20 protein-coding genes and 1 pseudogene are annotated in these 26,046 nt (G+C 37.8%); 9 read left to right on the forward strand and 12 right to left on the reverse strand.

Annotation, left to right across the window (positions count from 1 at the left end):
• Nucleotides 1–504: 504 nt before the first annotated feature.
• The 7 genes from ACVYAD_RS20200 to ACVYAD_RS20230 form a co-directional block, all read right to left on the reverse strand.
• Entirely contained in the window at nucleotides 505–2,694 is a 2,190-nt protein-coding gene (locus tag ACVYAD_RS20200) for a DNA topoisomerase III (protein WP_476427676.1), read from the reverse strand.
• 388 nt (nucleotides 2,695–3,082) lie between these two features.
• Complete coding sequence (locus ACVYAD_RS20205; protein WP_476427678.1) at nucleotides 3,083–4,156, reverse strand: glycosyltransferase; 1,074 nt, start codon at nucleotides 4,154–4,156, stop codon at nucleotides 3,083–3,085.
• 146 nt (nucleotides 4,157–4,302) lie between these two features.
• Nucleotides 4,303–5,061, reverse strand: a complete 759-nt coding sequence (locus ACVYAD_RS20210) for a hypothetical protein (RefSeq protein WP_476427680.1) — start codon at nucleotides 5,059–5,061, stop codon at nucleotides 4,303–4,305.
• A gap of 1 nt (nucleotide 5,062) precedes the next feature.
• Complete coding sequence (locus tag ACVYAD_RS20215; protein WP_476427682.1) at nucleotides 5,063–8,845, reverse strand: DEAD/DEAH box helicase; 3,783 nt, start codon at nucleotides 8,843–8,845, stop codon at nucleotides 5,063–5,065.
• Nucleotides 8,846–8,964: 119 nt separating this feature from the next.
• Entirely contained in the window at nucleotides 8,965–9,519 is a 555-nt protein-coding gene (locus ACVYAD_RS20220; protein WP_349661576.1) for an NADPH-dependent FMN reductase, read from the reverse strand.
• Nucleotides 9,520–9,617: 98 nt separating this feature from the next.
• Nucleotides 9,618–10,004 (reverse strand): hypothetical protein, encoded by a 387-nt coding sequence (locus ACVYAD_RS20225; protein ID WP_476427684.1) that lies wholly within the window; start codon nucleotides 10,002–10,004, stop codon nucleotides 9,618–9,620.
• A gap of 17 nt (nucleotides 10,005–10,021) precedes the next feature.
• Entirely contained in the window at nucleotides 10,022–10,867 is an 846-nt protein-coding gene (locus ACVYAD_RS20230; RefSeq protein ID WP_476427685.1) for an NAD(P)H-binding protein, read from the reverse strand.
• A gap of 270 nt (nucleotides 10,868–11,137) precedes the next feature.
• Here ACVYAD_RS20230 and ACVYAD_RS20235 point away from each other — a divergent pair, with 270 nt between their 5' ends.
• From ACVYAD_RS20235 to ACVYAD_RS20245, 3 genes are all read left to right on the forward strand, one after another.
• The gene (locus ACVYAD_RS20235; RefSeq protein WP_349661574.1) at nucleotides 11,138–12,184 is read left to right on the forward strand and encodes a PseG/SpsG family protein; all 1,047 of its coding nucleotides are present in this window, start codon (nucleotides 11,138–11,140) and stop codon (nucleotides 12,182–12,184) included.
• Nucleotides 12,185–12,675: 491 nt separating this feature from the next.
• On the forward strand, nucleotides 12,676–12,861 hold the full coding sequence (locus ACVYAD_RS20240) for an SE1832 family protein (protein WP_285397488.1): 186 nt from the start codon (nucleotides 12,676–12,678) through the stop codon (nucleotides 12,859–12,861).
• A gap of 54 nt (nucleotides 12,862–12,915) precedes the next feature.
• Complete coding sequence (locus tag ACVYAD_RS20245) at nucleotides 12,916–14,481, forward strand: ABC-F family ATP-binding cassette domain-containing protein (protein ID WP_349661573.1); 1,566 nt, start codon at nucleotides 12,916–12,918, stop codon at nucleotides 14,479–14,481.
• 94 nt (nucleotides 14,482–14,575) lie between these two features.
• Here ACVYAD_RS20245 and ACVYAD_RS20250 read toward each other — a convergent pair whose 3' ends face one another.
• Nucleotides 14,576–15,340 carry a hypothetical protein gene (locus ACVYAD_RS20250; protein WP_476427686.1) on the reverse strand — a complete coding sequence of 255 codons (765 nt, stop codon included), beginning with the start codon at nucleotides 15,338–15,340 and terminating at the stop codon, nucleotides 14,576–14,578.
• Nucleotides 15,333–15,842, reverse strand: a pseudogene (locus ACVYAD_RS20255) (sigma-70 family RNA polymerase sigma factor). Before ACVYAD_RS20255 ends, ACVYAD_RS20250 begins: the two are co-directional and overlap by 8 nt.
• A 538-nt stretch (nucleotides 15,843–16,380) precedes the next feature.
• Between ACVYAD_RS20255 and spx the strand changes: the two are divergent.
• Nucleotides 16,381–16,785: a transcriptional regulator Spx gene (spx, locus tag ACVYAD_RS20260; protein WP_079563727.1), complete on the forward strand. Its 405-nt coding sequence runs from the start codon at nucleotides 16,381–16,383 to the stop codon at nucleotides 16,783–16,785.
• Between the two features lie 23 nt (nucleotides 16,786–16,808).
• The gene (locus ACVYAD_RS20265; protein WP_197142462.1) at nucleotides 16,809–17,252 is read left to right on the forward strand and encodes a MarR family winged helix-turn-helix transcriptional regulator; all 444 of its coding nucleotides are present in this window, start codon (nucleotides 16,809–16,811) and stop codon (nucleotides 17,250–17,252) included.
• A gap of 198 nt (nucleotides 17,253–17,450) precedes the next feature.
• Here the strand turns inward: ACVYAD_RS20265 and ACVYAD_RS20270 are convergent, their stop codons facing one another.
• Nucleotides 17,451–18,857, reverse strand: coding sequence for an amidohydrolase (locus ACVYAD_RS20270; RefSeq protein ID WP_476427688.1), 1,407 nt, complete (start codon nucleotides 18,855–18,857; stop codon nucleotides 17,451–17,453).
• The gene (locus tag ACVYAD_RS20275; RefSeq protein ID WP_476427690.1) at nucleotides 18,854–20,086 is read right to left on the reverse strand and encodes an MFS transporter; all 1,233 of its coding nucleotides are present in this window, start codon (nucleotides 20,084–20,086) and stop codon (nucleotides 18,854–18,856) included. The genes ACVYAD_RS20270 and ACVYAD_RS20275 overlap by 4 nt, the downstream gene beginning before the upstream one ends.
• Nucleotides 20,087–20,211: 125 nt before the next feature.
• On the opposite strand from ACVYAD_RS20275, the gene ACVYAD_RS20280 reads away from it, so the two are divergent.
• Nucleotides 20,212–22,155: a helix-turn-helix domain-containing protein gene (locus tag ACVYAD_RS20280; protein ID WP_476427691.1), complete on the forward strand. Its 1,944-nt coding sequence runs from the start codon at nucleotides 20,212–20,214 to the stop codon at nucleotides 22,153–22,155.
• A 138-nt stretch (nucleotides 22,156–22,293) separates the two neighbouring features.
• Here the strand turns inward: ACVYAD_RS20280 and ACVYAD_RS20285 are convergent, their stop codons facing one another.
• On the reverse strand, nucleotides 22,294–22,842 hold the full coding sequence (locus ACVYAD_RS20285) for an RNA polymerase sigma factor (RefSeq protein WP_349661567.1): 549 nt from the start codon (nucleotides 22,840–22,842) through the stop codon (nucleotides 22,294–22,296).
• A gap of 445 nt (nucleotides 22,843–23,287) precedes the next feature.
• Between ACVYAD_RS20285 and ACVYAD_RS20290 the strand changes: the two genes are divergently transcribed.
• The 3 genes from ACVYAD_RS20290 to ACVYAD_RS20300 all read left to right on the forward strand — a co-directional run bounded on the left by ACVYAD_RS20290 (nucleotide 23,288) and on the right by ACVYAD_RS20300 (nucleotide 25,892).
• Nucleotides 23,288–24,157: a DMT family transporter gene (locus ACVYAD_RS20290; protein WP_349661563.1), complete on the forward strand. Its 870-nt coding sequence runs from the start codon at nucleotides 23,288–23,290 to the stop codon at nucleotides 24,155–24,157.
• 272 nt (nucleotides 24,158–24,429) lie between these two features.
• Nucleotides 24,430–25,227 (forward strand): MerR family transcriptional regulator, encoded by a 798-nt coding sequence (locus tag ACVYAD_RS20295; protein WP_476427693.1) that lies wholly within the window; start codon nucleotides 24,430–24,432, stop codon nucleotides 25,225–25,227.
• Between the two features lie 20 nt (nucleotides 25,228–25,247).
• The gene (locus ACVYAD_RS20300) at nucleotides 25,248–25,892 is read left to right on the forward strand and encodes a methyltransferase family protein (RefSeq protein WP_349661561.1); all 645 of its coding nucleotides are present in this window, start codon (nucleotides 25,248–25,250) and stop codon (nucleotides 25,890–25,892) included.
• The last annotated feature ends 154 nt before the right edge of the window (nucleotides 25,893–26,046 follow it).

Consider the following 26,046-nt stretch of genomic DNA (forward strand, 5'->3'; position numbering starts at 1 on the left):
GATTAGCTCAAATTGTTTTGCTGGCATCATGTTTGATGTCCAAAATTTTGTTTCGTTCACCAACTCAAGGTTAGTTACTAAAAACTTTATTGATTACGTTTTGCTTGTTCAGTTTTCAAGGTTCATTACGTTGCTGTTTTCTCAGCAGCAACTTTTATATAATATCATGTCACAAACTCGATGTCAACAACTAATTTATTTACCTTAATTACTTTTCAGAAGTTATCTTAGCGACTCGTATAATATTACTCTCTTAATATAAAAAGGTCAACACTTTTTCTTAAAAAAATTATAAATTTTTCATTTCATTAAGAAACTTCCTATTTAATAGTACTTCAAAAAAATCCAACAAGAGAAGCTAGGACACAACCATCGCCCCCTTTCTTTTTATTATGTTCAAGTATAAAGCCCAGAAAATTTTACTGTCCGTAAAACTTTCTAGGCTGCTTATTATTTAATTGAAGCTTTGTCTCAACCTCTTAAATAACAATCTGTCTTATACTGCTAATCAAACTTCATCCCTTTTAATAAATCTGCGAACGCATTATTAATCGGTTCAGCTTCTTTTTCTTGCTGCTTCATGTATTTTTGCACGCTACGTTTATCTACTTTGCCGCCGCCTTCTTTTTTACGACGGGCTTCAAAAGCAGATAATTTTTCACGATAACCACATTTACATACGAAAATTTGGCCATCACCTTCACCACGAAGCTCTAGCTTTTTCTTACATTGCGGGCATCGTGCGTTTGTAACACGTGATACGTTTTTACGATGACCACATTCACGATCTTGGCAGACAAGCATTTTACCTTTTTTACCGTTTACTTCAAGCATTGGCTTGCCACAATCCGGACAGGACTTTGTTGAAATATTGTCATGCTTGTATTTTTTATCGCTTCCTTTAATTTCAGCGACTATTTCTTGCGTGTGCTTTTTCATTTCATTGATGAATACATCTTTTTTCAACTTACCTTTTGAAATGAGCTCAAGCTTTTGCTCCCACTCGGCTGTTGTCGCAGGAGAACGTAATTCTTCAGGCACTAAGTCAAGTAACTGACGACCTTTGGATGTAATATAAATTTCTTTACCGCCACGCTTTTCGATTAAGAATGAATTAAATAGCTTTTCGATAATATCTGCACGTGTTGCGACTGTCCCTAATCCACCAGTCGATTTCAATGTATCCACAAGTTTCTTATCGTTCGTTTCCATATACTTCGTAGGATTTTCCATAGCCGATAGTAATGTTGCCTCTGTAAAACGTGCTGGTGGCTTTGTTTGACCAGATGTTTGGGCAATTAGCTTTGTCTTTAATAGTTGTCCTTGCTCTAAACGCGGAAGTAGTTGCTCTTTTACATCATCCGTCGATTCCTCATCATCAAAACGATTTTGATATACTTCTTTCCAGCCAGCATTTAAAACCGTTTTCCCTTTGGCAATAAATTTCTCATGTCCAATTTGAGCTTGTACAGTTAATTGCTCATATTCTTGTGCTGGGAATAATACAGCTAAAAATCGTTTTACTACTAAATCATAAATTTTACGCTCTTTATCATTGAATGCAGAAAAATTCACATAGCCCTCAGTTGGAATAATGGCATGGTGATCGGACACTTTACTGTCATCTACAAATGATTTATTCGCTTTGATCGGCTTTGTTAAAATTTTATTCGCGAATGTACGATATTCACCGATACCACACGCTTTTAGACGCTCAGGTAATGTGCCGACAATATCAGATGATAAGTAGCGAGAATCTGTACGAGGGTATGTCAGAACTTTATGAGATTCATATAGCTTTTGCATAATATTTAATGTTTCTTTAGCAGAAAAACCAAATAATTTATTGGCATCTCGTTGTAATTCTGTTAGATCATAAAGACCTGGGGCAAATGATTTTTTAGGCTTGCGATCAACTGAAGCAATTTTTGCATCTTGATTGCCTAGCGCTTTAACAATAGCGTCAATTTTCTCTTTATTGAAGCTACGTGAATTACCATTTGCATCTTGCCATGTAAGCTTTAATGAATCTGTTTGTGCTTCAATACCGTAATACGTTTGTGGTTTGAAGTTTTTAATTTCATCTTCGCGTGCAGCAATAATTGCAACTGTTGGCGTTTGAACACGGCCACAATTTAGCTGTGCATTAAATCTTGTCGTTAAAGCACGTGTCGCGTTTAATCCGATATACCAATCCGCTTCAGAACGAGCAACCGCAGCAGCATATAAATTATCGTAGTTTTTACCCGGTTTTAAATTTGCAAATCCTTCTTTAATCGCTTTATCTGTAACAGATGAAATCCATAAACGTTTAATTGGCTTTTTCACATTTGCTTTGTCAATAATCCATCGAGCAACTAATTCACCTTCACGCCCAGCATCAGTAGCAACAATAATTTCATTTACATCATTACGAGTTAACTGTGATTTGACCGCATTATATTGCTTGCCCGTTTGCTTCATAACGACTAGCTTCATTCGTTCTGGCAACATCGGAAGATCTTCTAAATTCCATGTTTTATATTTATTATCGTAGGCTTCTGGATCGGCTAACGTCACTAAATGTCCTAATGCCCAAGTAACTATATATTTGTCACCTTCTAAAAACCCATTCCCTTTTTTATTACATTTCAAGACATTTGCTATATCACGTGCAACTGAAGGTTTTTCAGCAATAACTACACTTTTAACCATATATTCGTACTCCTTTACTAACTATGTAATGTCTAATATACCATAAGTTCGGGGCATCAATTGCTTTAGAACCATCTACTTAATGTCAATCATAGTCAGCAGGTGTTTGGACATCCGCTGAAAAAGGTAAAAAAGCAAATTCACGCTAATTGTGAGTTTGCTTTTTCTATGCTTCAAAAAAATGTTTTCAATGAACTGCATACTCAAACTCTCAAAACATATGTTGAGTTAACAGAATGTTCACAAATTTGAAAGGGGATAAATGAATGGATGCTCGAACTTTCAGACCTCGGAATGTGATTTTTATGACGATCGTTGTTTTTGTATCGATGTTAATTGGTTACGGTATATATATTAATTTTATTGATGTTCCTTTCCCATGACGATCTTACTTCTTTAACTGCGTTAACAAGTATGTTCGGTTATCTAGTATGCGCTGATCTTTTGGCTTATATTTACGTGCTTCCTCATTATGCTGATGTGCATTTTCAAAGAGACGCAAGCGATTGTATAACAAACTTAACTGGAAATGCGGATGCCATGTGGAATAAGCATGCTTTAGAATGCCCATTGTTTGTTCTATAGGCTGCTGTAATGCTTGTGAATACCAGTAAATAGCCTCTTTATTTTTCATTTGCTCCATAAAAAAATGACCGATTCGACAGCATGTTTCTGGTCTTGGTCGATCATATAATAATGATTGTAAAATAGCTTGAGTTGCTTGTTTTGCATCATTTAGCTGTTGGTAGCAATCCGCTAAATTTAAGCAAGCTTCGATATGTTCGTCAGCAGTACCTCTTGTAGAATCAAGGAAACTAGTATAGTGATTGATCGCTTCTAAAAATCGTTGATGCAATTTTAGTTCATTTGCGTAATGAAATGTTTCTCTAGCTGAAAATGGGTGCCCGTCTTTCTTTAAACGCTCATAAATAGTAATATTGCGATGAATATCAATTTTTCTTGGCAAATGTGTAACGGCTATATCGCTATGATAGAGCTGGCCTATTACATCTAAATACTCACGGACGGCACCCTGCCACTGAAAATTACGATCACGTTTTACGAGACGAAATCTTTTTTCACTTGATTCTACACAGCCATCTGCATCGAGCGTTACATAATAATCCATGGAAACAGCATCGACGTTAGGATGATATAACGATTGCTTAAGTTGTAGAAATTTCCGCTGATGTTCTGTTGTGATTACATCATCTGCATCGAGCCATAAAATAAAATCTTTCGTAGCTTGCTGAAAGGAAAAGTTACGGGCTTTCGCAAAGTCATCACACCAGGTAAAGTCGAAAATTCGAGAGGTATAGCTTCGGACGATATCTTTTGTACGATCAGTTGAGCCTGTATCAATAATATTGATTTCATCCACTAAATGTTGAACGGAATCTAAGCATCTTTCAATAATACATTCTTCATTTTTGACAATCATACATAAACTAATCGTAAACATCGGTCCCCTCCTTTTTTTGTAATAATATATGCGAGCTTAAAAATTTATAGAGGTCTTTTACCATTTTATCGCCTTACTTTTTGAATTTATCGCCCAACTACCTAAAAAAGCACAAAAAACGAACGCTTTACACGTTCGTTTTTGTTTTATAAATATTTCTTACGCCACTCTAGTTGTTCTTTTTCTGTGAGCTGTTGTTCTAGATGTGGATCCCATTGGTTTAACAGCGCATTCCATACACGAACAAACATAATATCTTGTTCTTTATCGTGTAGGACAAATTCGAGACACGGGCTATCATTAATTTGTTTAGCGTCGGTTTGCACAATTTTTGAAACTATTTTTTGCGAAGCTCCAACGCCAGCTTCTCCGCTATCCTCTTGCTGTAACGCTTCTATTAACATAGCTTCGTCGAATTGCTCCTGCTTCTCAGCCTCTTCATCCACATAACGATAGAGCTCTGGTAGATTATCATATTCTTCGATATTGCCTTCATCGACAGCAAGAAATGCAAGATGGCATGGGCTATAGTAAAGGTTAGCCATTTCTACATCTAGCTCCTCCTCGAAGATGCCACGTTCCAGTTGCTGCTGTCCTTTAGATGTTAATCGATAGAAGCCTTCCTCTTGCTCAATAAGACTTACTCGAGTCATTAATGATACTAAATCCTCAATAAATAATGGATCGACGAGCAATAACTCACTTAAATCTTGTGCACTTGCAAAATCTGCTTCCTGTATGCTGATTAACAGCATAGTCATCAAGACATCCATAGTGGAACGTCGAACGGGCTCATATGTTACTTCTACTGTTCGAATCGGGATGCACCATTCATCGGTTTTGACGATTTTAATATTTCGATTTTGCTGAAGTTCACGCATTAAGCGCTGCTGCAGTTTTGACAATCTACATCACCTGTCCTTCATGATTACGCAAGCCGTTATAAGATTTCACTGTATCTAACAGATTGCTGTACATCTCTCGTGTATCTGGATGCTTCGCACGTTTAGTAAACATTTCAGCACTTCCGACAAGTAGTAATAGCTCACGGGCACGAGATAAGGCAACGTTTAAGCGTCGGTAATCTTTTGCAAAGCCGACGTCTCCCCCTTTAGGCGTATTACGTACCATACTCACTAATATGACGTCCATCTCCATACCTTGGAACTTATCGACTGTCCCGGTTCTAAATTGAAGATGTGGTAGCTGTAATTCCTGTTGCAGAAGGCGGTTAATTTTCTTTACTTGCTCCCCATAGAAACTAATAACCCCAACGCTTTTTTGTGCATCCTGAGGCATGCGTCCGGCTGCTTTAGCTTCGATAACAGCCTTATTCAAATCAGTTAAAATACGTCGAATTGTTTGTAATTCACCTTCATTATAACGACTCGTTCCGCCCTTTACCTGCTCCTCTAAATAAGGTTTTTCAGTTGGAATATCGACCCATAGCAAATGATCATCCCGGTTAACAAATTGTCCTTCTAAGCAATGGTCTCGCGCTGCATCTGAATCTGGTAAACCACATTGCAAGCCATTTTCCTCTTTCGCGTAAAACGGTGTAATACTGTGCATAATTTTCTCATGCATTCGGTACTGCAATGCCAGCATTTGCTTATGCGTTTGCGGTAAGTTATTAAATAAACGTTCAAACAACGATTCACGCAGCAAATTTTTCAATTCTTGCGCACCATCAAAGTTTGGATTTTCATCGAGCATCGCCTTTAACGTTTCCTCCAACGTATCATCTCCAAGTAATGGAGGTAGCTGATGATGATCGCCCACTAAAATAATTTTCTTACCTTTCAGCATTGGCAATAATAGTTCTGGTGGTGTGGCCTTTGATACTTCATCAATAATGACAACATCAAATGTCGGATAGTTCTCCATAAATTCCTTACTTGCTGAAGCCACACATGTTGTACCAATAACATTCGCGTGACGCACATATAATTTTCGAATTTCATCTAAATCATATTCAGTAGCATTTTGCAGCTTGTCACGCCATTGCTCTTGTAATTTTTTTCGAAGAGGAAGCTGCTTCTCCTTGCGCTGTAATTCCTCCATCGTTACTTTGGAGGATGCAATTGCTTCCTCTACTTCCTCGGAAGTGCGCTCTGGTGTTGATTGTAGGAGTTTGGTGCAAGCTGAGAGCTGCTTCTCTTTCTTTAACCCAGCTATATTAATTTCTTTTATATTTTCCTCTAATTGTGTGAGCTGCTGTTCAATCTCTTGTAAGCTAGTCTGCGCTGTTTGAAGTGCCGCTTTCTTTGGTAGAAGCTGTGTATTAGCCTGCTCAACTGCCTCCAGCTGTTGACGTACTGTTTGAAGAGAAGATTTCTCTTGGGATACAAGTATTTTTAAATGCTCTACAGACTCTTCTGGTTCAGTATCCATTTGAAATGTCTCAGCTAGTTGCTGAAGTCGTTCTGTATGCTGTAAATATGGCTGCAGTTGTCGCTGTATGCTTTGAACGTCAAAGCTTGTAATCGCGCATTCTTGATGTATTAAGCCGCCAATACCTTTACGTAAGGACTCAAATTCCTGATTTTTATGGTCTTGTTGTTGCTTCAACGCTACACCTTTTTGCCAAACAAAATCTCGACGCATATATAAACCGAGCAAGAAACTCTCAAGTTGCTCGGCAGATGGTGTTTGATCATCTTGAAAGGCTGTATTGAGCTGGGCAAAAACACCTGTTAGATTTTGCAACGAAAACGATTGAACAGGCTGCAATTTACTTTTAGCAAGGGCTCGTTCTTTTTCTTCTTCCGATACTAACGCCTCAAGTTTTGCGATCGCCTTTTGTAAACGTGCATTGATAGTTGCCCATGCGTCTAAATCTTTAGCATCCTCTAAATGCTGTAAACGACTTATTTGCTGTGACAGCACATAAGATGGGCGAATTTGATAGTGCTGTAAAAATCGTTCGATTCGCTCATAGGATGTTAAATTACCGATGTATTTTTCGGCTTCCTTCATTAATCGAAGACGATTATTTTCCTCTTCATATTTCAATTGGATATCTTTGAATTGCACTGCTAGTTGCTGCTTTTGTTCTTGCAGCTCCTTATATTGAGCAGCCGCTTCCAATTGCTCCATCTTTTGAGTAGTTTCTTCTATAGTAAGCTTCAGTTGCTCGATAGTCGGACTTCCAGCAAGAGTCTGCTCAAGCGTCTTTACAGCAGGCTCGATTTGCGCCAGCTGTTTTTCGTAATGTTCTTTATGTGCCTCGTTCTCCTGCTGCTCGGTTTTTGCAGCCTTTAACTCTTTTTTTAACGCTTGTATTTCTTGCTGTAAAATGGGCTCGTCAATTGCGGCCTGTTCTTTTGCAGCGATTTCCTTTGTTAGCTCCTCAAGCCATGCCTCAAGCTTTTCTAGCTCTTCTTCAGCCTTGGTAATACTAGATTTTAGTTCCTGTTCACGTTCTGTAAAGGCTATGATTTCCTCTTCAATTGCTGCGAGAGTTTGCTCACGCCACTGAAGCGCAACATTTTCCTCAATAAATTTTTTACCTTCTTCTTCAATGCTTTCCGTTCTACCATAGCGTAAAATTCGAATTTCTTGATTAGAAAGAAGTCGACCTAATGCATTGTCCACGGCTAGATTTGATTGTGAAGCTACAAGTGTTTTTAAACCAGCCTTCACATTTTGCTGACAAATTTCAGAAATAACAGTTGTTTTCCCTGTGCCAGGAGGTCCTTGAATGACAAACAAATCTTCAACAGACAATGCGCCTAAAACAGCTCGTCGCTGATACTCGTTTAAATTATTGTGAAAAACAATATCTTCTCGTAGCTTAGATGTTCGAACTGTTGGACGCTTTTCAAATAGTATAGTTTCTAAATTAGGGTTAACGGCCTCGCCCTTTTCTAGCTTTGTAAAACCATTGCGTAATCGTCTAATTTGACTCAATGTCGCAAAATTACTAAAGCTCGCTTGCTTCGAACGAAGGTTCAGCTGACCTTTACGTGCTAAATCTTGCACAAAAGGCTTTAAGTCAATTTCTATTGTCTGCTTCCCTGCATTAGACTTTAATACTTGTCCAATTTCACCGCGCACTCCTTGAATGTTCACACTTAACCCTTCAAGCTTCTTCCATTCCTTCGATTTTATATAAGGGCAGACTATTGTAAGCCTAGTAAAATCTTCATTATAATAGCTTTGCTTAAATTCTGTATGAATGTCATCAACGGTCGCATCACGTTCTTGAATTTTTAAAAAGCCTTCCCAGCTCGAAATACGCTTTTTCACATATTCCGTGCGCTCTTCGGCTATTGGTAGCCCTCTTATTTTTGTATGAAGATCAAGCGGAATCCCTGCTCCATTATTAGGTCTTGTGACAAATTGTAATGCTGCTGGTAAGCGTCGATTTGTATTGATGGGGCCTCGCATATGTACAAAACGAAGATTTGTAGCTAGCAACCCTTCAACCTTTAGCACACAATCCATAATGGCTGTTTTCTCAGCAAGGACGTCCGTTAACTTTTCATTTTGCTCTGCATTAAAATAAATCGATAAAAACGTCTCACCAATTGTTTTAGCTTTGCGCTTTTCGATATAGACGGTAAATGCTTTTTGTAAGGCAAAAAAGGCATGCTCATTTGCTGAGCATTCCTCTACCGCTTCCTTCGCCTTATTCGTCAATATGAGATTACAGCGTTGTTTTTCTAGTACAGCGATGTCCTGCATGAGCATCCCTCCCTTCCGATTCACTAAAATTATATTTTATCACATCGCGAGAGGATACTTGAAAAGAAAAATCCCCTGCACAGTGATTTCCTTCCACCGCACAAGGGATAAATATCTTATTAATGTTGGTCGATCGGTTCTTTCGGCAATGTTTTGCTCATTTCACAATATTGCACAAAAACACGAGCCAATTCACGTAAACGATTATGAACATCTTCGTCTACAATATTATTATCTGCATCAAAATGAGATGTGTGTGTATATACATAGTTCGGAGTCACAAGTGCACGGAAGTAGTCTAAAATTGGCTTTAACTGATTTTCTACTACTAAATGATGTTGATATGTGCCACCATTGGCCACGATAGATACTGGCTTATAGCGCATTGTTTTTGGATGCAAGAAATCAAATGCATTTTTCAAAACGCCCGGAATAGATGCTTGGAAAATCGGTGTAGCGATAATATACGCATCCGCTTCCTCAAACTTTTGAATCATTTCCTTCATGTCATCATTTAACGGTGAACCATCTACAATTTGATGCTTATATTGACTAAAATGCATAATTTCTAATTCGAAACTAGCATCTAATTCTTTAATATAATGCTCCACTTGCTCTAAAATAGCACCAGTTTTACGACCAAACATCGTGCCATCAACGAGTAATATTTTCATTTTCTTTTTGCCTCCACATTCAACTTCTACAATAATATTGTAACAAATGAAAAGAGGCACGAAAAGAATTGTAGTAAATAAAACCGTAAATTCAGTCTTTAGGCGGAATGTGGTCTACACAAGAAATATCGCTTCAGAAAAAAGATATTGGTATGGCGATTACTTGTTATTAAAATAATATTTGGCCATAAAGTGGGGTTGATTTCCGTTCCGCCCATGCGCTTCATTGTTGCTGTCGCTACTTGCGGGTATTCACCTTGCTTCCGCGGGTATTCCCCCTGCTTCCGCGGGTATTCGCTTCGCTTCCGCGGGTATTCACGCTTCCGCGGGTATTCACCTCGCTTCCGCGGGTATTCACCCTGCTTCCGCGGGTATTTACCTTCCCTTCCGCGGGTATTCGCTTTGCGCTGATCCCTGAGTAGTCGCCCAGTCGTAACGAAGATCAGCTTTGTCTCATTGAATACATTTAAAAAAATAATTCCCAATCTTTGATGATGAACCTTTATTTATCCCTACGATGTTGGAAATTTACCTCTTTATCTACAACCGTTTCCTCTATTTTATATTTATCTCGATTAATCACGACTTCTTGATTTACTTTATCTTCTTCATCGCTGGTACTCGATAATTTGCGTTTCTCCCAATTAAATATATTTTCTCTTGAAACGTCCTCATTCTGCGTTTCGGGAAAATCTAACTGAGCCAACTCCTGTGATGGATAAATGGTAACCGGCTGTTTATCGCCGTACAGTGCAATAACAATCATCGCCTTCGCAACTTGAGAAGCTTCTATAGCTCTTGAACGTTTTAATGGTCCAACTAATAGTGGTTTTGCTAGCTTTAAAACCTTCTCTCCCGCCTTTTCACCTAAGCGAAACTCTTCTCTCTCTCCAACCAATAAAGATGGGCGAATAATAGAAAGTCTTTGTAAGCCTAGCTCCCTAAGGTCGTGTTCAAGCTTTCCTTTTACTCGATTATAGTAAAATGGAGATTTTTCATTTGCCCCCATTGCTGTAATGACTAGCATATGTGGGATTCCCCGTTTTTTGGCTAACGAGGCAATCGTTAGTGGATATTCAAAATCAACTTTTTCGAATTGCTCACGAGATCCTGCCTTTTTTATTGTTGTTCCTAAACAACAATAAAGCTCATTTGCAAGTTCGATATCTTTTTCCTCTAAAGTATCTAAATTACGAATTTTCACTTCTAGCTTTGGATGCGTAAATGCTGGCGCTCTTCGTGCAATCACCGTAACTGAAACATATTCATCATTTTCACATAATTGTTCTACAAGAGAGGTACCTGTTAATCCAGTAGCCCCTACAACAATCGCTGCGCGCATTCCCATTAGTTGTACCCCCTTCTAAGCTCATTTGCTCCAGAAACCATATTGCCAGAACAAAGCTTCTATTTTTGCTAATAAAACTGAAACAATCCTATATGTACTTTCTCGCAAACTCTACTTTATTTATCGGTCAAAAAAGGAGCTCTTACTCATTAAATTTGTATAAGTTTGAAAAACTAATTAGAGCTATAATTTATCGAATCCTAATTTTTTACACATACTTGCCCATCATTCACCATAATTTAAATAGACGGATGAAAGGATGGGATACATTTGCAAAACGAAACTCAACCAATGGAACTAAATAAGACGATTGTCTTCATTATTGAAAGCTGTATTGATAAAGGGCTGTATCCTTTTGAACGGGTTGCAACGCTAGCAAAGCTACTTGCAAATGAACAAGTTTTCATATTTGTAAAGACCCCTTCAAATGATGGGATTCAAATTTTAATGAATGACAATCTCTCGCCAATTTTATTTGAACATTTCGATGAGCTACCCAAGCAAATGAAAGGTATTCAGCCAGATTTAATTGTAAGAGATGGCCGTAACTCTGAAAGCTGGCAAGTACAAAATTTACGACCGTTCTGCAAATCAATCATCCATTTTGATGATTTAGGTGAGGGTGGTCAAGCCTGTGACTGTGTATTGCTAGCACTCTATCAAGAAGTTAAAGATTATTTACCCTCTCATTATATTGGTGGGAGCTTCAATTTTGCATTACCAGAAGCCTATCAAAATTTTGAGGATCGACCAGATAATAAAATACCCGAAAACCCACCTCATATCGTTGTTGCTTTTGAGGATGGGGACGAGCATAACTTAACCTACCGTACTCTTCGACACTTAACGCAGCTACAAATCCCACTACAAATTACAGTGATGATAGATGATAGCTATCGACATGCAACAGATGATTTGCAAATGATGGTACTTAGTCGTCGTAACACTGCCATTCTTCGTGATAAAAACGCACTCCTAAAACTATTACCAAAAGCAGATGTTATTATTTGTAATGCTAACTATACACCATATAAAATTGCCTCTTATGGTGTACCTTGTATTACACTTGCACAAACTGAGGCTGAACTATTACATGCCTTCCCTCGCGAACATAATGGCTTCATTCACCTTGGACTTGGTCGCAAAATGAAACAATCACAAATTCAAAACGCTGTCATGGAATTTTTATTACATGAGGCTCGAAGTGAACGGGCTGTTAAAAAACAACGACAGCTCAATCTTGCAAGTAACAATGAAGCACTACAGTCCTTACTTTTAGATTTCGCTTACGATCGACATAATATCGCTTCTACTTAGTGATTCTTTGAAGGTGGATATGATACAATATAGAAGAATTTCATCTTTAATTACAGAAGTGGATTCAAGCAACATAAGTACCCGATTGATAGTAACTAATAAGCGGTGGGGGATAAAAACCTCCATCGCTTTAACTTCTTTCAGCGGGTGTCCAAACACCTGCTAAAATAGGGGAACTCAGTCTAAGAACGCCACGTCCTGTGGCAACGACTGAGTGACCAACTTCGTGTTGGCCTAAAGCCTCCGGCGGATGTCATGGAATCGAAAAGGAGTTCTTAGAGGATGTTAGCCTAAAATCATCGCATCCATGCGATAACGGCTAACTGACCTGCATCGGTAAAAACGCCACGTCCTGTGGCATTACCGAAATGACCGACATCGTGTCGGCCCTCGTGCAGGCCTAAGCACAAAGCCGATTCTGGACGCAATTATGCCGAGGCATAATTGATACGCATTCGTTATACAACTAAACACATAAAGGAGCAATTATCATGCCATCAAAAAGTGATATTGAATATCAAATTAAAGAGCTAAAAATGGATTATATGAATTTACAAGGCGACATTGAGAAGCTTGAATCTACAGGTCATAATGATCAAGTAGCAAAAGCAGAGCAACGCCTTGCAAATATGGAAGCAACGCTAGCAGAGTTAAATAAACAATTAGCAGAACTATAAAAATGATATTGGCGGTCATAAAAAAGCTTAGGCCGCTATCTCGGAGGAACATATATGGCAATATTAACAGTTGAAAATTTAGGTCATTCATTCGGTGACCGCACGCTTTTTAAAGATGTCTCTTTTCGTCTAGTTGAAGGTGATCATATTGGTCTAGTAGGTGCAAACGGTGTTGGTAAGTCAACATTAATGGGCATCATTACGGGTCAAGCAATCCACGATACTGGTAAAGTTGAATGGCTTCCAGGAACACATTACGGCTATTTAGATCAGCATACAGTACTGACAGCTGGCCGCACTATGCGTGATGCACTACGTGACGCCTTCCTTCCTTTATACAAAAAAGAAGAAGAGCTTAATGAAATTACAGGGAAAATGGCTGAAGCGACACCAGAAGAATTAGAAGAATTACTAGAGCAAATGGCTGAGGTGCAAGATGCTCTGGATGCAGGGGATTTCTATTCTCTTGATATGAAGATTGATGAGGTTGCACGTGGTCTTGGTCTTGATGCAATCGGCTTGGACCGTGATGTCGCTGCTCTTTCTGGTGGACAACGTACAAAGGTATTACTAGCTAAGCTATTACTTGAAAAACCAAAAGTATTATTACTAGATGAGCCGACAAACTATCTTGATGAAGAGCATATTACATGGTTGAAAAACTATTTAAAGAACTATCCACACGCTTTCTTATTAATTTCGCATGATACAGAGTTTATGAATGAAACGGTGGATGTTATTTTCCAACTAGAGTTTTCAAAATTAACTCGCTATACGGCGACATATGAAAAGTTTTTAGAGCTTGCTGAAATCAATAAACGTCAGCATATCGATGCTTATGAAAAACAACAGGAATTCATTAAAAAACAAGAAGATTTTATTGCGAAAAATAAAGCGCGCTACTCAACTACTGGTCGTGCAAAATCTCGCTCCAAGCAGCTTGACCGCTTAGAGCGTATCGACCGTCCTGAAACAGCTGTAAAGCCTGAATTCGGCTTTAAAGAGGCACGTTCTTCTGGTCGTTATGTAGTAGAGGCTGAAAACTTAGTCATTGGATACGACAAAGACAAGCCATTACTTCCTCCACTTACATTTGCTATTGAACGTGGGGAAAAAATTGCACTAGTCGGTATGAATGGTGTCGGTAAATCAACATTATTAAAAACGATGTTAGGCAAAATAAATCCGCTAGATGGAAAAGTGATTCGTGGTGACTATCTTTACCCATCTTACTTCGAACAAGAAGTAAAAGCTGAAAAAATTACACCTATTGATGATGTGTGGAATGCCTTCCCTTCTATGGAGCAAGCACAAGTACGTGCAGCATTAGCACGCGCAGGACTAAAAACGGATCATATTACTCGCCCACTTAATTCTTTATCTGGTGGTGAGCAAGCAAAGGTACGTTTATGTAAGCTCATGATGGATGAAGCAAACTGGCTTTTATTTGATGAACCGACAAACCACTTGGATGTCGATGCAAAAGACGAACTAAAGCGTGCCATGAAAGAATTTAAAGGCACAATCGTATTAGTAAGCCATGAACCTGATTTCTATGAAGGTTTAGCGACAAAAGTTTGGAATGTCCAAGACTGGTTTACTTCAGGACAACAAAACTAAAAATAGTATTAATGAGGGCCGCTTCCGCTATGATTTTTTTGATCATTCGGAGCTGCCTTCTTTTTTGCTTGAAACTCATACTGGGCTTAGTGGATTATTTCACGTTGAATATTAATAGAATATCTTTCTTCAACCTTTCTTTAAACACTTTCTCATCTTTGTTTGTTGGAATGTCCTGTGCATCGCCACCATCTAGGTTGAACTTACCATTGTTCATATTGATAATACTATAGCCGCCCATACCGTTGTTCTTCAGGAACATGATATAGCGTCTGCCTTGCTTCAGCTCGCGGTATCCATCTGTTGTAACTTTTGTTTGTTGTTTGTCAGCTTCCGTGATAATACCAACCGGTTCAATCACTTCCATTTGTGAGCCGATGTTTATTCCTTCGGGTTGCTTAATTATGCGCTCGATGTTTAGTTTTGTTAGCGTATAAAAGTCTTGGAGCGTGCCGTCTTCATACTTCGTCGATTGATGTACACGGTTAGTAAAGTCATCTATAGGGGACGCGACGAGAATAATATCTGCACCTTGGCTGAGCTCATCAGCCGTTTCATACCCAATATAATTAGCTTGAATATCAACCGTACGTATGCTGTCCGTTGCTGATTCGGTGACATCAACCGTATGTTGTTCAGAATCAGGTGTTGTACTATTTTGAACAACATCATTATTAACTAAAGATAATATTCCAATAGATACAAGTAAACTAGCAGCTACAACGATACCTTTCACATTTTTGCTTTTTCTACTTCTTTGCCTTTCATTCTTCGCTTTTAAAATGCCCATTTCACTCCTCTTATGAAGTTCTTTTGGGATATCAATTTTTTCAACCTCTTGTTTTATTTTATTACTCATTCATACGATCTCCTTCAAAGTATTTATTTCTAAGTTTCTTTATAGCTCTATATAAAACCGATTTTGCGGTTCCTAACGGCATATCTAACAACTCGGCAATTTCTTTAAAGGTATGATTTTGATAAAACCTTAAAAGTACGACACTCTTTTCATCCACCTCCAAACCATCTATCAAGTCTTGTAATGATAAAGAAAGAGGAATATCCTCTTCTTCGGTTTCAATGAACTCCTCGTATTCTGGTCTTATTAAAACCACCTTACTATTTTTTTAAATTAAATTGATTGCACAGTTCATCGTAATTTTCATCAGCCAGGTTTTAAAATATTCTGGGTTGTTCAATGTATCTATCTTTTTAAATGATTGATATGCTACTTCTTGAACGACGTCTAAAGCATCTTCTTTGTTTTTGACATATACATAAGCCACTCGATAAATTTCTACCTCATATTGCTGAAAAAGCGTTAAAAAGGCTTCATCATTCCCTTTTTGAGCTTTTTTCACTAATCGTATAATTGTAGTTTCCCCTCTCTTTTTTTCCTACCCCTTTATAGACAATCGAAAGTTTAAATTGGCTTAAGCTTTTTTGATTTTTTTATAAAGTAACCTGAATAGACTTACTAGTTATCCGAGCTGTTACCTACATGAGCATTCCGCCCCCTACCCAAAGAACAAAAAAATTTATTTATCTATGCATAAAAACCTGCATCCAATCATAAAAATAATGAGTGGATAAACAATATATCTATTATCTATAAATCAGACTATTTCTCTCTCTATTAAAACTGCTCTCTTCATTCTATGAGCATCTATTGTTAAGGCTTAGCAAAACTTACATCATTGTAAGCTTAATTCGCGAAACTTTTCGCTCTTTTGTGCGTATATTTTAGTGTAATAAAAAAAATGTTATTTCTAGTTAAATTTTTAAAAATAAATATTGATTTATATATAGCTTACTAGTAAGATATATGTATAACCTATTTAACTTACTAATAAGATATATATTAAATATAATCCTAAAAAAGAAAGCGGGGAATGAAGAATGACAGTTACAATTTATACACAAGCGAGCTGTTCTTCATCCAGAAAAGCATTAAAATGGTTAAAAGATCACAACATCGAATATAAAGAAAAACGTATTACATCACATCCACTAACACTTGCTGAATTTAAAGAGATTTTAAGCATGACAGAAGATGGAACAGATGAAATTATTGCAACTAACTCAAATGATTTTAAAAATTTAAATATTGATATTGATCAGCTCTCTATCCAAGAGTTGTTTGCCATCATCCAGGCTCATCCAAGAATGTTACGAAGCCCAATCTTAATTGATGAAAAACGTATTCAAGTTGGGTACAATGAGATGGACATTCGCCGTTTTATTCCACGCAAAGTCCGTGCCTATGAGTTAAACGCGATGACAAGATTAGCACAAGAAAGTTAAAACAGTTTTGGAGTTGACCTTATATGGATCAAGAAAAACAAATAGCCATTACCTCTTTGTTTGAAGTAGTATCTTCCATTGAGCGTAAGTGGGCAAACGAGTGGAATAATCATAATGTACTCGGCTTTTCAAAATCCCATATTTTAATTTTAGACTACTTATCGCAGGAGGGACCAAAGCGCCCTTCTGCCATTGCTGATCGGTTAAAAGTGACAACAGGTGGTGTCACTGTTTTAACAACTAAGCTCATAAATGCTGGCTTTATCGAAAAAACACAGCATGCAACAGATCGACGAGCTTCTCAATTGAAAATTACAGCTGATGGCGAAGATATTTTAGAAGAGTCCCGTCAGCAAGTTAACGAACTTATACAAAATATGTTTGGTATGCTGTCAGCTGAGGAAGTCCAAACATTACGTAATATTTTTTCGAAATTACTCAACGCTGAACCTAATCGATATGAGTAAACACTTCATTTTCACACCGTAAAAAGTTAGACAAGCATCTAACTTTTTACGGTGTTTTTCTGTTAGCTCATTTTTTTAGTAACCTCCCCTTCCCTTTTCGTTTGTACATCATTAAAAGGGTGAAGATTGCTCCTCACCCTAAAGCTTTATCTCATTTATGCCTCGGCGTAATTGCGTCCGGAATCCGCATTCATCTCACTAAACTAGATTTGGCGCTTTCACTTCTTCTGGAATACCACATTCATACTGTTTCCCAGCTTTTAAATTCTCAAATTCCCCCTTCGCTTTTTTAATTACATCAGGATTTAGTAAGGAATCCAGCGCAGCTCCTGCCATTGCTTTTGCCGCATAATGCATTCCTTTCATGCCGAGTGAAGATCCAAAAGCAGCGGTTGCTTGCCAAGTATGCACTTGGACCCCATATGGAGCACAAGTTGTCAATACCTGACCAAGGGGCGCAATCCACGAAACGTCCCCTAAATCGCTAGAACCTTGCATGGATTGGCGAAAAGTTTGTGGCAAATGAAATACTTGCTCCACCAATACCTCCTTACTTATTTCATTTGGTACAAATGATTGCTGGGCGGTACCTGCAAGAACAGAAGGATCTAATGAAGCCTGTAGCTCCTTTGCAAAAGTAAGCTCGGCCTCTGTAAAGGATAATGGCGATAGCTCGTTCCATTGCGCCAACATTTGCTCATTTAATGTGAGGTTCGGTAATGTATCATAACACCCTGCCTTCAGCTCCCAATGTACTTCTGTTTCTGTCATCATCGCTGCCCCTTTCGCCACCTTAATGAGTCTGCGTTCTAAATCTTTGACAGCATCACGATTTGCTCCGCGTAGGTAATAATAGACACTCGCTTTATCTGGAACAATATTTGGTGCTAAGCCACCATTTGTAATTTGATAATGAATTCGAGATCCATCTGGTACATGCTCGCGTAAATAATTGGCTCCAACATTTGTGATTTCAACTGCATCAAGCGCACTTCTCCCTAAATGCGGCGCACCAGCAGCATGTGCTGTCCGACCTGAAAAATAAAATTCAATAGCAGTGAGTGCTTGCATAGAAAAGTTCGCTGTCACGTTGAACGTCCATGGATGCCACGTATAGACAACATCTAAGTCATCAAAAACACCAGCACGTGCCATATACGATTTTCCAGATAACAATTCCTCCGCAGGACAACCATAATAGAGGATCGTTCCCTGTATATTATGGAGCGTCATCAATTCTTTTAAGGCAACTACAGCTTCTACCCCGGCCGTTCCTAATAAATTGTGGCCGCAGCCATGCCCAGCTGCCCCCTCCTCCACTGGAGAATATGACGAACTAACTTGCTGCGATAACCCTGGAAGTGCATCAAACTCTCCTAAAAATCCGATGATTGGACTCCCTGAACCCCACTGTGCATAAAAGGCAGTTTGTACATCGCCAATCGGCGTAACAATTTCAAACCCTTCTTTTTTTAGAGCTTCTTGTTGCAGCGAAGACGCAAATGTCTCTTCATAGCCTAACTGAGGATTTTCCCAAATTTGCTTTGCCATATGACTAAACGTTTCTTCATTTTCTTGCATCCACTCAAATAGTTGTTGTTTCACAGTTCGTATCCCTCCACAGATTTTATAGTTGTTTGTTGCTGATGGTTAACTGGTAAAGTAATAGCGATTATAGCCGCGATGACACACATAATGGCTAAAAAAATAAACGATGTTTTAAAGGAACCACCCGATGCATTAATTAAATACCCCATAATTGTTGGCGAAATAATCCCCGCTGCTTGTCCACCAAAATTGACGAGGCCAAAAGCTGTCCCAACATTTTGCTGATTGACAACACGATGTGGCGTTGTAAATATGAAAGAGGCCATAAAAGCTACAAATATAAAGGCGATTGACTGATACGTAATAGCTATTGCTGCAGAGCCGGCTGTAGCCATGAGATATAAACAAACAGCCAGCACGGCCGCTCCGAAAATTACGCCATATTTCGAACGCCCTCCTAACTTTGAGATGATACGCCCACTTACAATCATACCAACCATTCCAAAAATCGCTGGTATGGCCGCGATGAAGCCGACATTTTTCAAATCAAGACCATGCACTTTCATTAAATAGGTTGGCATCCAAGTATTTAACCCCCAGTTTGCAATATTCATAAAGAAGAAAATAAGAAGTACACGCATTAAATACGTATTTTTTAATACTTTGCCAAAAGAGCCCTTCTCTTCTTTTTCCTTTCGCTCCTCTGACGTAAATGTTTGTGCATGTTTAGTACTCCATAAAAGAGCGATCACAAAAATAAGACCTAGACCCGAAATTAAGAAAAATACATTGCGCCAATCCATTGCCAATAATAGCGGTGCACAAATAATAGGAGCGACGGCACCACCGATCATATTGGATGACATCATCGTCGTTTGAGCATTTGTACGTTGTTCTTTATGAAAATAAATAGAAATTGCTTTTGTACTTGCGGCAGGATATCCGCCTTCTCCAATACCAAATAAAAATCGAATGAAGAGCAATGAAGTGAGTGACCAAGCTAACCCTGTAAACGCTGTGAAAATGGACCAAAAAATAACGGCACCAATTAATAATTTCTTCGTTCCATACTTATCCGTTAACCATCCTCCAGGAATTTGCATAGCAGCATAGCCAAAGAAGAAGGCACTTAAAACAAATCCTAGTTCCGTAGCTGTTAAAGATAGGTCATTTCCAATATTGATTAAAGCTAGGCTAATAGCAGTTCTATCAATGTATGAAACCATCCATCCAAAGAATAAAACGCCTAAAATCAAATGACTGCGGTTTTTTAGTTCGACATTCATACCTCCACCCCCTCAATAATTATCTAAATATTAAGAAAAATAAAGGACGAAATCATTAGAATATCTTACAATGTTTATAAAGTTTCATTAGAATAAATTCCGAAATGAAAGGAGTCGAAATAACAGTGTTTCTAGAGAAGCATACAGAACTTATATTGAACGACGACAATTGTAGCTTTTATATTTATGGTGCAACAAAGGAATGGTCTTTATTTTATGGGCGACCTTGTGAAATACAACCTAATTTAAAAGGAGTACATTGGGATAAAAAACAGCAACGCTTCAGTGCAATGTTATACATACCGGAGCCAAATGAGTGCATTGTCCAAGGTATTATCTTTGGAGACTTTACAGATTATGATGAGAAATTTTTAGTTTGGCAGCTAGAAAAGACCTTTTATCAGAAAACCCTTATACGGCAACGTGAGCAAAAGTTAGCTATTATACAGCTCATGGGCGCTATGAACTCAACGTTGAAAATAAAAACGCTATTACAAACGATTATGGATTTTGCCATTTTAGCAATTCCAGTCATTGACCGTGGATTTTTAATGTTATTCAATCCTGAAATGGAGCGTTTATATACGGTAGCTAGTGCGGGTGTAACAGAGCGTATTTTTGATTACGCTCCTCAATTAGGCGAGGGAATGGCAGGCTATACATTCCAAACAGGTGTATCGGGCATTTACAACTACCAAGAAACATTAGAAATCATGGGCAACGTCACAAAGCTTAATCTAGACGCATTAATGGAAGCTGCACATTTGGGAAGAATCGAGAATAATACATCGATGGCTGTTCCGATTACCTTTCATGAAAGAAAGCTTGGTATTATGATTGTCCATCAATATACGAATAAACGTGCTTTTCAACAAAGTGATTTAAGACTCCTAGAAAGCTTCGCATCGCAGGCTGCCGTTGCTATAAGAAATGCGGAAGCTTATGAAGAAATAGAACGGTTAAATGCTTACTTTATAAAGCAACACGACATTCATCAAATCTTTCTTAAACTTTCCCTGCAAAATGTGCAAGAACTAAAAATCATTCAAACAACGAAGGAATTATTACAATTAGACGTTCAATATGTAAATTTAGCAGATCGTAAAACAATTTTACAGCTAGCAGAAATGAACAAGCTCTCAGCCATTAAAAAGGACCAATTAATTGATATCGGCTATGTCTTCCCTATTGGAAATGAAAAAGAAACATTCGGTTATTTAATTATTCAGCAATTGGAGGAATTAACGAGTCAGCAACGTATGATTATTGAAAATGCGGCGATGAGCTTAACGTTAAAATCATTACAAATACAGGCAGCTGGACAAACGATTTTTAAAGAACGTTTTGAGCTTTTCCAACAACTTATTTCTGGACGCGCCCCCCTCGTTGATTCTCGTTATGATGAATTAGGACTTGATATTAAGAAACCAACATTCGTCGTGAAATTTAAGCTAAAACAATTTTCCCACAAAAATAGTATGCAATTTATTCAACATGTGCAGCAGTATTTCAAAGATCAACATTTTATATTTACAAAACGCGAAACGGTCGTTTGGACACTACAAGGAGATACAGCCTTTCGCCAAAAAATAAAACAACAATTAACGCAGGCCATCATTAGTTGGGTCCAGTTTTATCATCAACAGGTGGCAATAGGCATTGGAGATGTACATGATCACTTACTAATGGTCGCTCAAAGTGCAGAAGAAAGTAAACAAGCACTCCGACAAGCTCTGCGCCACACACAAAAAGAAGAGGCAGTAACTATTTTCGGTTATGAGGATTTAGGAATTAATCGACTGTTCAGCAAGCAAAGCGAAGAAGAGCTTGGACAATTTGTCCACGATATACTCGCTCCGTTATACAAGCTAAAGGATGAAACTTTACTGACAACACTTCGTTGTTACACTCATCAAGATCGTTCCATTTCGAAAACGGCTTCCACCTTACACATTCACCAAAATACGCTATATCATCGACTCGAAAAAATCGAGCAATTGTTAAATCGAGATTTACACAACCCAGCACATTATTTAGAAATTCATTTAGCCTTGCATTTAAGTGAGTGACTTTAACTTCTTCCATCAATCAAAATCCTCATCAAAAAAAGATGCATCGCAAAGTAATTTTGCAATGCATCTTTTTTGGGATTGGCCGAACGAATACTTCCGTCTAAGTAATACTGCTAGTGCGACCAATGCATTTCATCATGCTGGTAGCACTGACTCTACGATAGCTACATCGGCCATTAGCATTTCTTTCAAACGAGCTTTCGCACGGAATAAACGAGATTTCACAGTACCAATGGAAACTTTCATAATTGTAGAGATTTCAGCAAGTGAATATTGGTCTATGTAGAAATACCATAAAGTTTTACGATAGATTCCATCTAGTTCGCCCATTTTATCTTGTACTAATTGAGTAACAATATCTTTTTCTATTTTTTCTTCAGTTGAAATGTCATTATTGGGAACCAAATCTAATATCGGTACGTCTAATGTTTCAGGTTGATTCATCATGTATTTACTACGTCGTGTTGTTTTACGATAGCGATCTCTAAATGTATTCATTGTAATTGTTGTAAGCCAAGCTTTAATATGCTCCACCTCGGCAACGCTATTCTCATAGCGTACAACCTTTACCCATACTTCTTGCATTAAATCTTCAGCTTCTACAGTATTGCGAGTAAGTTTTAAACATAAGTGGTATATGTAACGATTAAATTCCTCATATACGCCTTCTAATTTTTCATTCATTTTGTATTCCTCCGCTTCTTGTTCTTGCTTCTATATACATTCTCGCAAAATAATGTATTACACTCTATCGTATTGGCTTTCAATTACATTACAATCATGTAAGCTTAAATCCTTTCACTTGTAATATTCGTAAATAATGTTTTATTACAATACTTAATTTGCGGAGGAAAGCTACATAGCGCGCTCCTTCTACTTTGTTTTTATTGCACCCCCAATAACATTTCCTTATATTACCTATTTAAAAATTCTGAAATCAAAGCATTTTTGTCTAATCAAATTCAAAAAAATGTTATATGATAAATGAAATATAATAGAAGGAGTTGGCTAATGATGATCTTCTCACCATTATTTGAACACGATGTACCTGAAGTGATTCTCCCTTAACGGAGAATCATCATTTCTCCGTTAAGGACAAGCATTGTCTACAGATAACGGAGGGGAAAACATGAAAAAAACCTTATTAGGTTCCTTATATTTATCACTTGCTGCTAGTATTTGGGGCGGCATGTATGTAGTAGTTAAAGTAGTTGTCGATACTATACCACCTTTAGAATTAGTATGGCTGCGCTATATGATTGCCATCATCGCCTTGTTCATCATTGGCACGATGACAAAACAATCATGGCGAATTGACAAACGGGACTGGCTGTTAATCTTTATGATTGGGCTCATCGGAAATACAATTTCTATCGTTGCTCAAGAAATTGGTACTATGCTATCTACTGCTCAAATGGGCGCCATCATTACAGCAACGACACCGGCATTTATGGTTGTATTTGCGAGATTCATTTTAAAAGAAAAAATCACGTTAAAAAAAGCTGTTTCTATTATTCTAGCGACATTCGGCGTCTACATGATCGTAGGCAGTGCACATATCGATTCCTCCCATCAATTAGGTGGGGTTGCTCTACTAATCGCTGCCCTCACCTGGTCATTAATGTCCGTTCTTATTAAACGGGTACCGGAGCAGTATTCACCAATCGTTGTCACAAGCTACGGAACACTTGTCGCTATCATTGTTTTAACACCTTTAGCCATTCCGCGATTAATACATTTAGACTTTCACGCTATGGCAGAACCATCCATCTGGGGTGGTCTACTCTACTTAGGCGTTATCTCTACAGCGTGCGGCTTCTTACTGTGGAATCGCGGATTACAGATGCTCAATGCCGCAAGTGGCGGTCTATTTTTCTTCTTTCAACCAATCGTCGGCACCTTCCTAGGATGGCTATTACTAGGCGAACAAATCGGCGTATCCTTTTGGGTTGGCACTGTATTAATCTTTAGTGGCGTACTATTGGTTATTCGCGAATAAGCATATGAAAAGCTGAATGATATTTCTCATTCAGCTTTTTATTAGAATTTATTTTCTTAATGAGTTCAGTTCAAACGATTGGGCGACTTCTTCGTGCCAAACATACTTTGGCTCGCTGCGCTTTCGAACATAAAACATCTATTGCCCCAAGCACCCATGTTATGTAACCCCTACTTCTATCCAATACCTCGTTTACCATAAAAAAAATTTAGCTACATTGATTGACCCTCCCCTTACAGGAAGCATTATATTTAGAACAGGAGGTGATTGTAATGCTTACAATTGGTGAGTTTTCAAAGATATCACATCTCACATTGAAGACTCTTCGCTACTATGATGAAATTGGACTTTTAAAACCTGCTTTCATAGACGCTAAAAACAACTATCGCTATTATAATATTTCTCAATTAGAAACAGCTTTATTGATTGCACGCTTAAAAGGCTATTTATTTTCGCTGGAAGAAATTAAGGATATTTTAGCTAATTGGGAGGATACCGAACTTCTTAACTCTAAAATGAAAGCCAAACAAGAAAATCTGACACAACAGATTACATTTTATTCTTCGTTATCAAAAAAGTTAAAGCATGATATTCAGCTATTAGAAGAAAGGGCAAATATTATGGGTTATTTAGATCAGATTGAGATTAAACTTGTTGATCACTTAGCCTACCATATAATATCTCAACGAAAACAAATAAATACCGCTGATTTTCTAATACACTTTAATGAGTTGTTTAGTAAAATTTCGTTTGAAAATTTATCACCTATTGCCAAACCACTTGCTATTTTCCATAGTTCAGAATATGAACCTGAAAATTATGATGTAGAAATTGCGATTCCCCTTGCAATGGCCACAAATAAAACAAAAGTGTTTAAACCCGGTCTTTGCGCAATGGCTACGCTTATTGGCTCTTACGATGAGTTACCTTCGATTCATACAAAGCTGCATGTTTGGATTGATGAAAATAACTATAAACTGAACGGTGCTCCGTTTGAAGTTTATCAAACGGACCCCTATAGCACACCTGAGGAGAATAATATTACAGAGGTATACTTCCCCATTAAATAAAAAATGAAGGAGCGTCCTAAATGTATGGTATTAACAAGTCAACGATAAAAGAAAAAATTTTGATTTTAGTTGCTGAGATTATCTATTTAATCATTGCCTATTATTTACTTTTCATTACATATGACAAATCAGGTATTTCACTTGGGCTTTTTATTGCTTTAATTATTACAGCTTTACGATTAACAGCTATGATGTTTATATGGTTGCCTAGGGGTATTGCATGGCAAGAAGCCATCATGAATAGTCTAGCTTTCGGGATTTATTATTTAGGTTTCCCCATTTTAATGATTACTAGTAATCAGGATCCAAACTTAACAGTACTTATTGTAGGCTGGATATTATTTTTAGGGGGCAGTATGTTAAACACGGTTTCAGAGTTACTTAGAAAACCGTTTAAAGACAATCCTGTAAACAAAGGTAAACTATATACAGGCGGTTTATTTAAATATGCGATTCATATCAATTATCTCGGAGATTGCCTTTGGGTACTAGGCTTAGCGCTAATCTCTAACAATATGTATAGTTTGCTTATCCCTCTAGGTTTATTTTTAGTATTTATTTTTGGCTATATTCCAAAATCTGATGATTACCTTCAAAACAAGTACGGAGAACAATTTACATTCTATAAACAGACAACTAAAAAACTAATCCCTTTCATTTGGTAAGTAGTAAGAGGATCATCTATTTATAGGTGATCTTTTTTAACTTCTTTCAACATGTTTTCTTATCCATAAAAGAAAAAGCCTTCCTCCTGCTAAGAGTAGGCTTGAATACTAGAATAAAATAGTAGTCTCTTTACATTTCTTCCCTCCAACTATT

It is taken from the genome of Lysinibacillus sp. G1-3, from assembly GCF_056322905.1.

Coding starts and splice junctions, on each gene's coding strand:
- ACVYAD_RS20200 (WP_476427676.1), bottom strand. CDS start 2,694: ATGGTTAAAAGTGTAGTTATTGCTGAAAAACCTTCAGTTGCACGTGAT.
- ACVYAD_RS20205 (WP_476427678.1), bottom strand. CDS start 4,156: ATGTTTACGATTAGTTTATGTATGATTGTCAAAAATGAAGAATGTATT.
- ACVYAD_RS20215 (WP_476427682.1), bottom strand. CDS start 8,845: ATGCAGGACATCGCTGTACTAGAAAAACAACGCTGTAATCTCATATTG.
- ACVYAD_RS20220 (WP_349661576.1), bottom strand. CDS start 9,519: ATGAAAATATTACTCGTTGATGGCACGATGTTTGGTCGTAAAACTGGT.
- ACVYAD_RS20230 (WP_476427685.1), bottom strand. CDS start 10,867: ATGGGAATGCGCGCAGCGATTGTTGTAGGGGCTACTGGATTAACAGGT.
- ACVYAD_RS20240 (WP_285397488.1), top strand. CDS start 12,676: ATGCCATCAAAAAGTGATATTGAATATCAAATTAAAGAGCTAAAAATG.
- ACVYAD_RS20245 (WP_349661573.1), top strand. CDS start 12,916: ATGGCAATATTAACAGTTGAAAATTTAGGTCATTCATTCGGTGACCGC.
- ACVYAD_RS20250 (WP_476427686.1), bottom strand. CDS start 15,340: ATGAGTAATAAAATAAAACAAGAGGTTGAAAAAATTGATATCCCAAAA.
- spx (WP_079563727.1), top strand. CDS start 16,381: ATGACAGTTACAATTTATACACAAGCGAGCTGTTCTTCATCCAGAAAA.
- ACVYAD_RS20265 (WP_197142462.1), top strand. CDS start 16,809: ATGGATCAAGAAAAACAAATAGCCATTACCTCTTTGTTTGAAGTAGTA.
- ACVYAD_RS20275 (WP_476427690.1), bottom strand. CDS start 20,086: ATGAATGTCGAACTAAAAAACCGCAGTCATTTGATTTTAGGCGTTTTA.
- ACVYAD_RS20285 (WP_349661567.1), bottom strand. CDS start 22,842: ATGAATGAAAAATTAGAAGGCGTATATGAGGAATTTAATCGTTACATA.
- ACVYAD_RS20290 (WP_349661563.1), top strand. CDS start 23,288: ATGAAAAAAACCTTATTAGGTTCCTTATATTTATCACTTGCTGCTAGT.
- ACVYAD_RS20295 (WP_476427693.1), top strand. CDS start 24,430: ATGCTTACAATTGGTGAGTTTTCAAAGATATCACATCTCACATTGAAG.
- ACVYAD_RS20300 (WP_349661561.1), top strand. CDS start 25,248: ATGTATGGTATTAACAAGTCAACGATAAAAGAAAAAATTTTGATTTTA.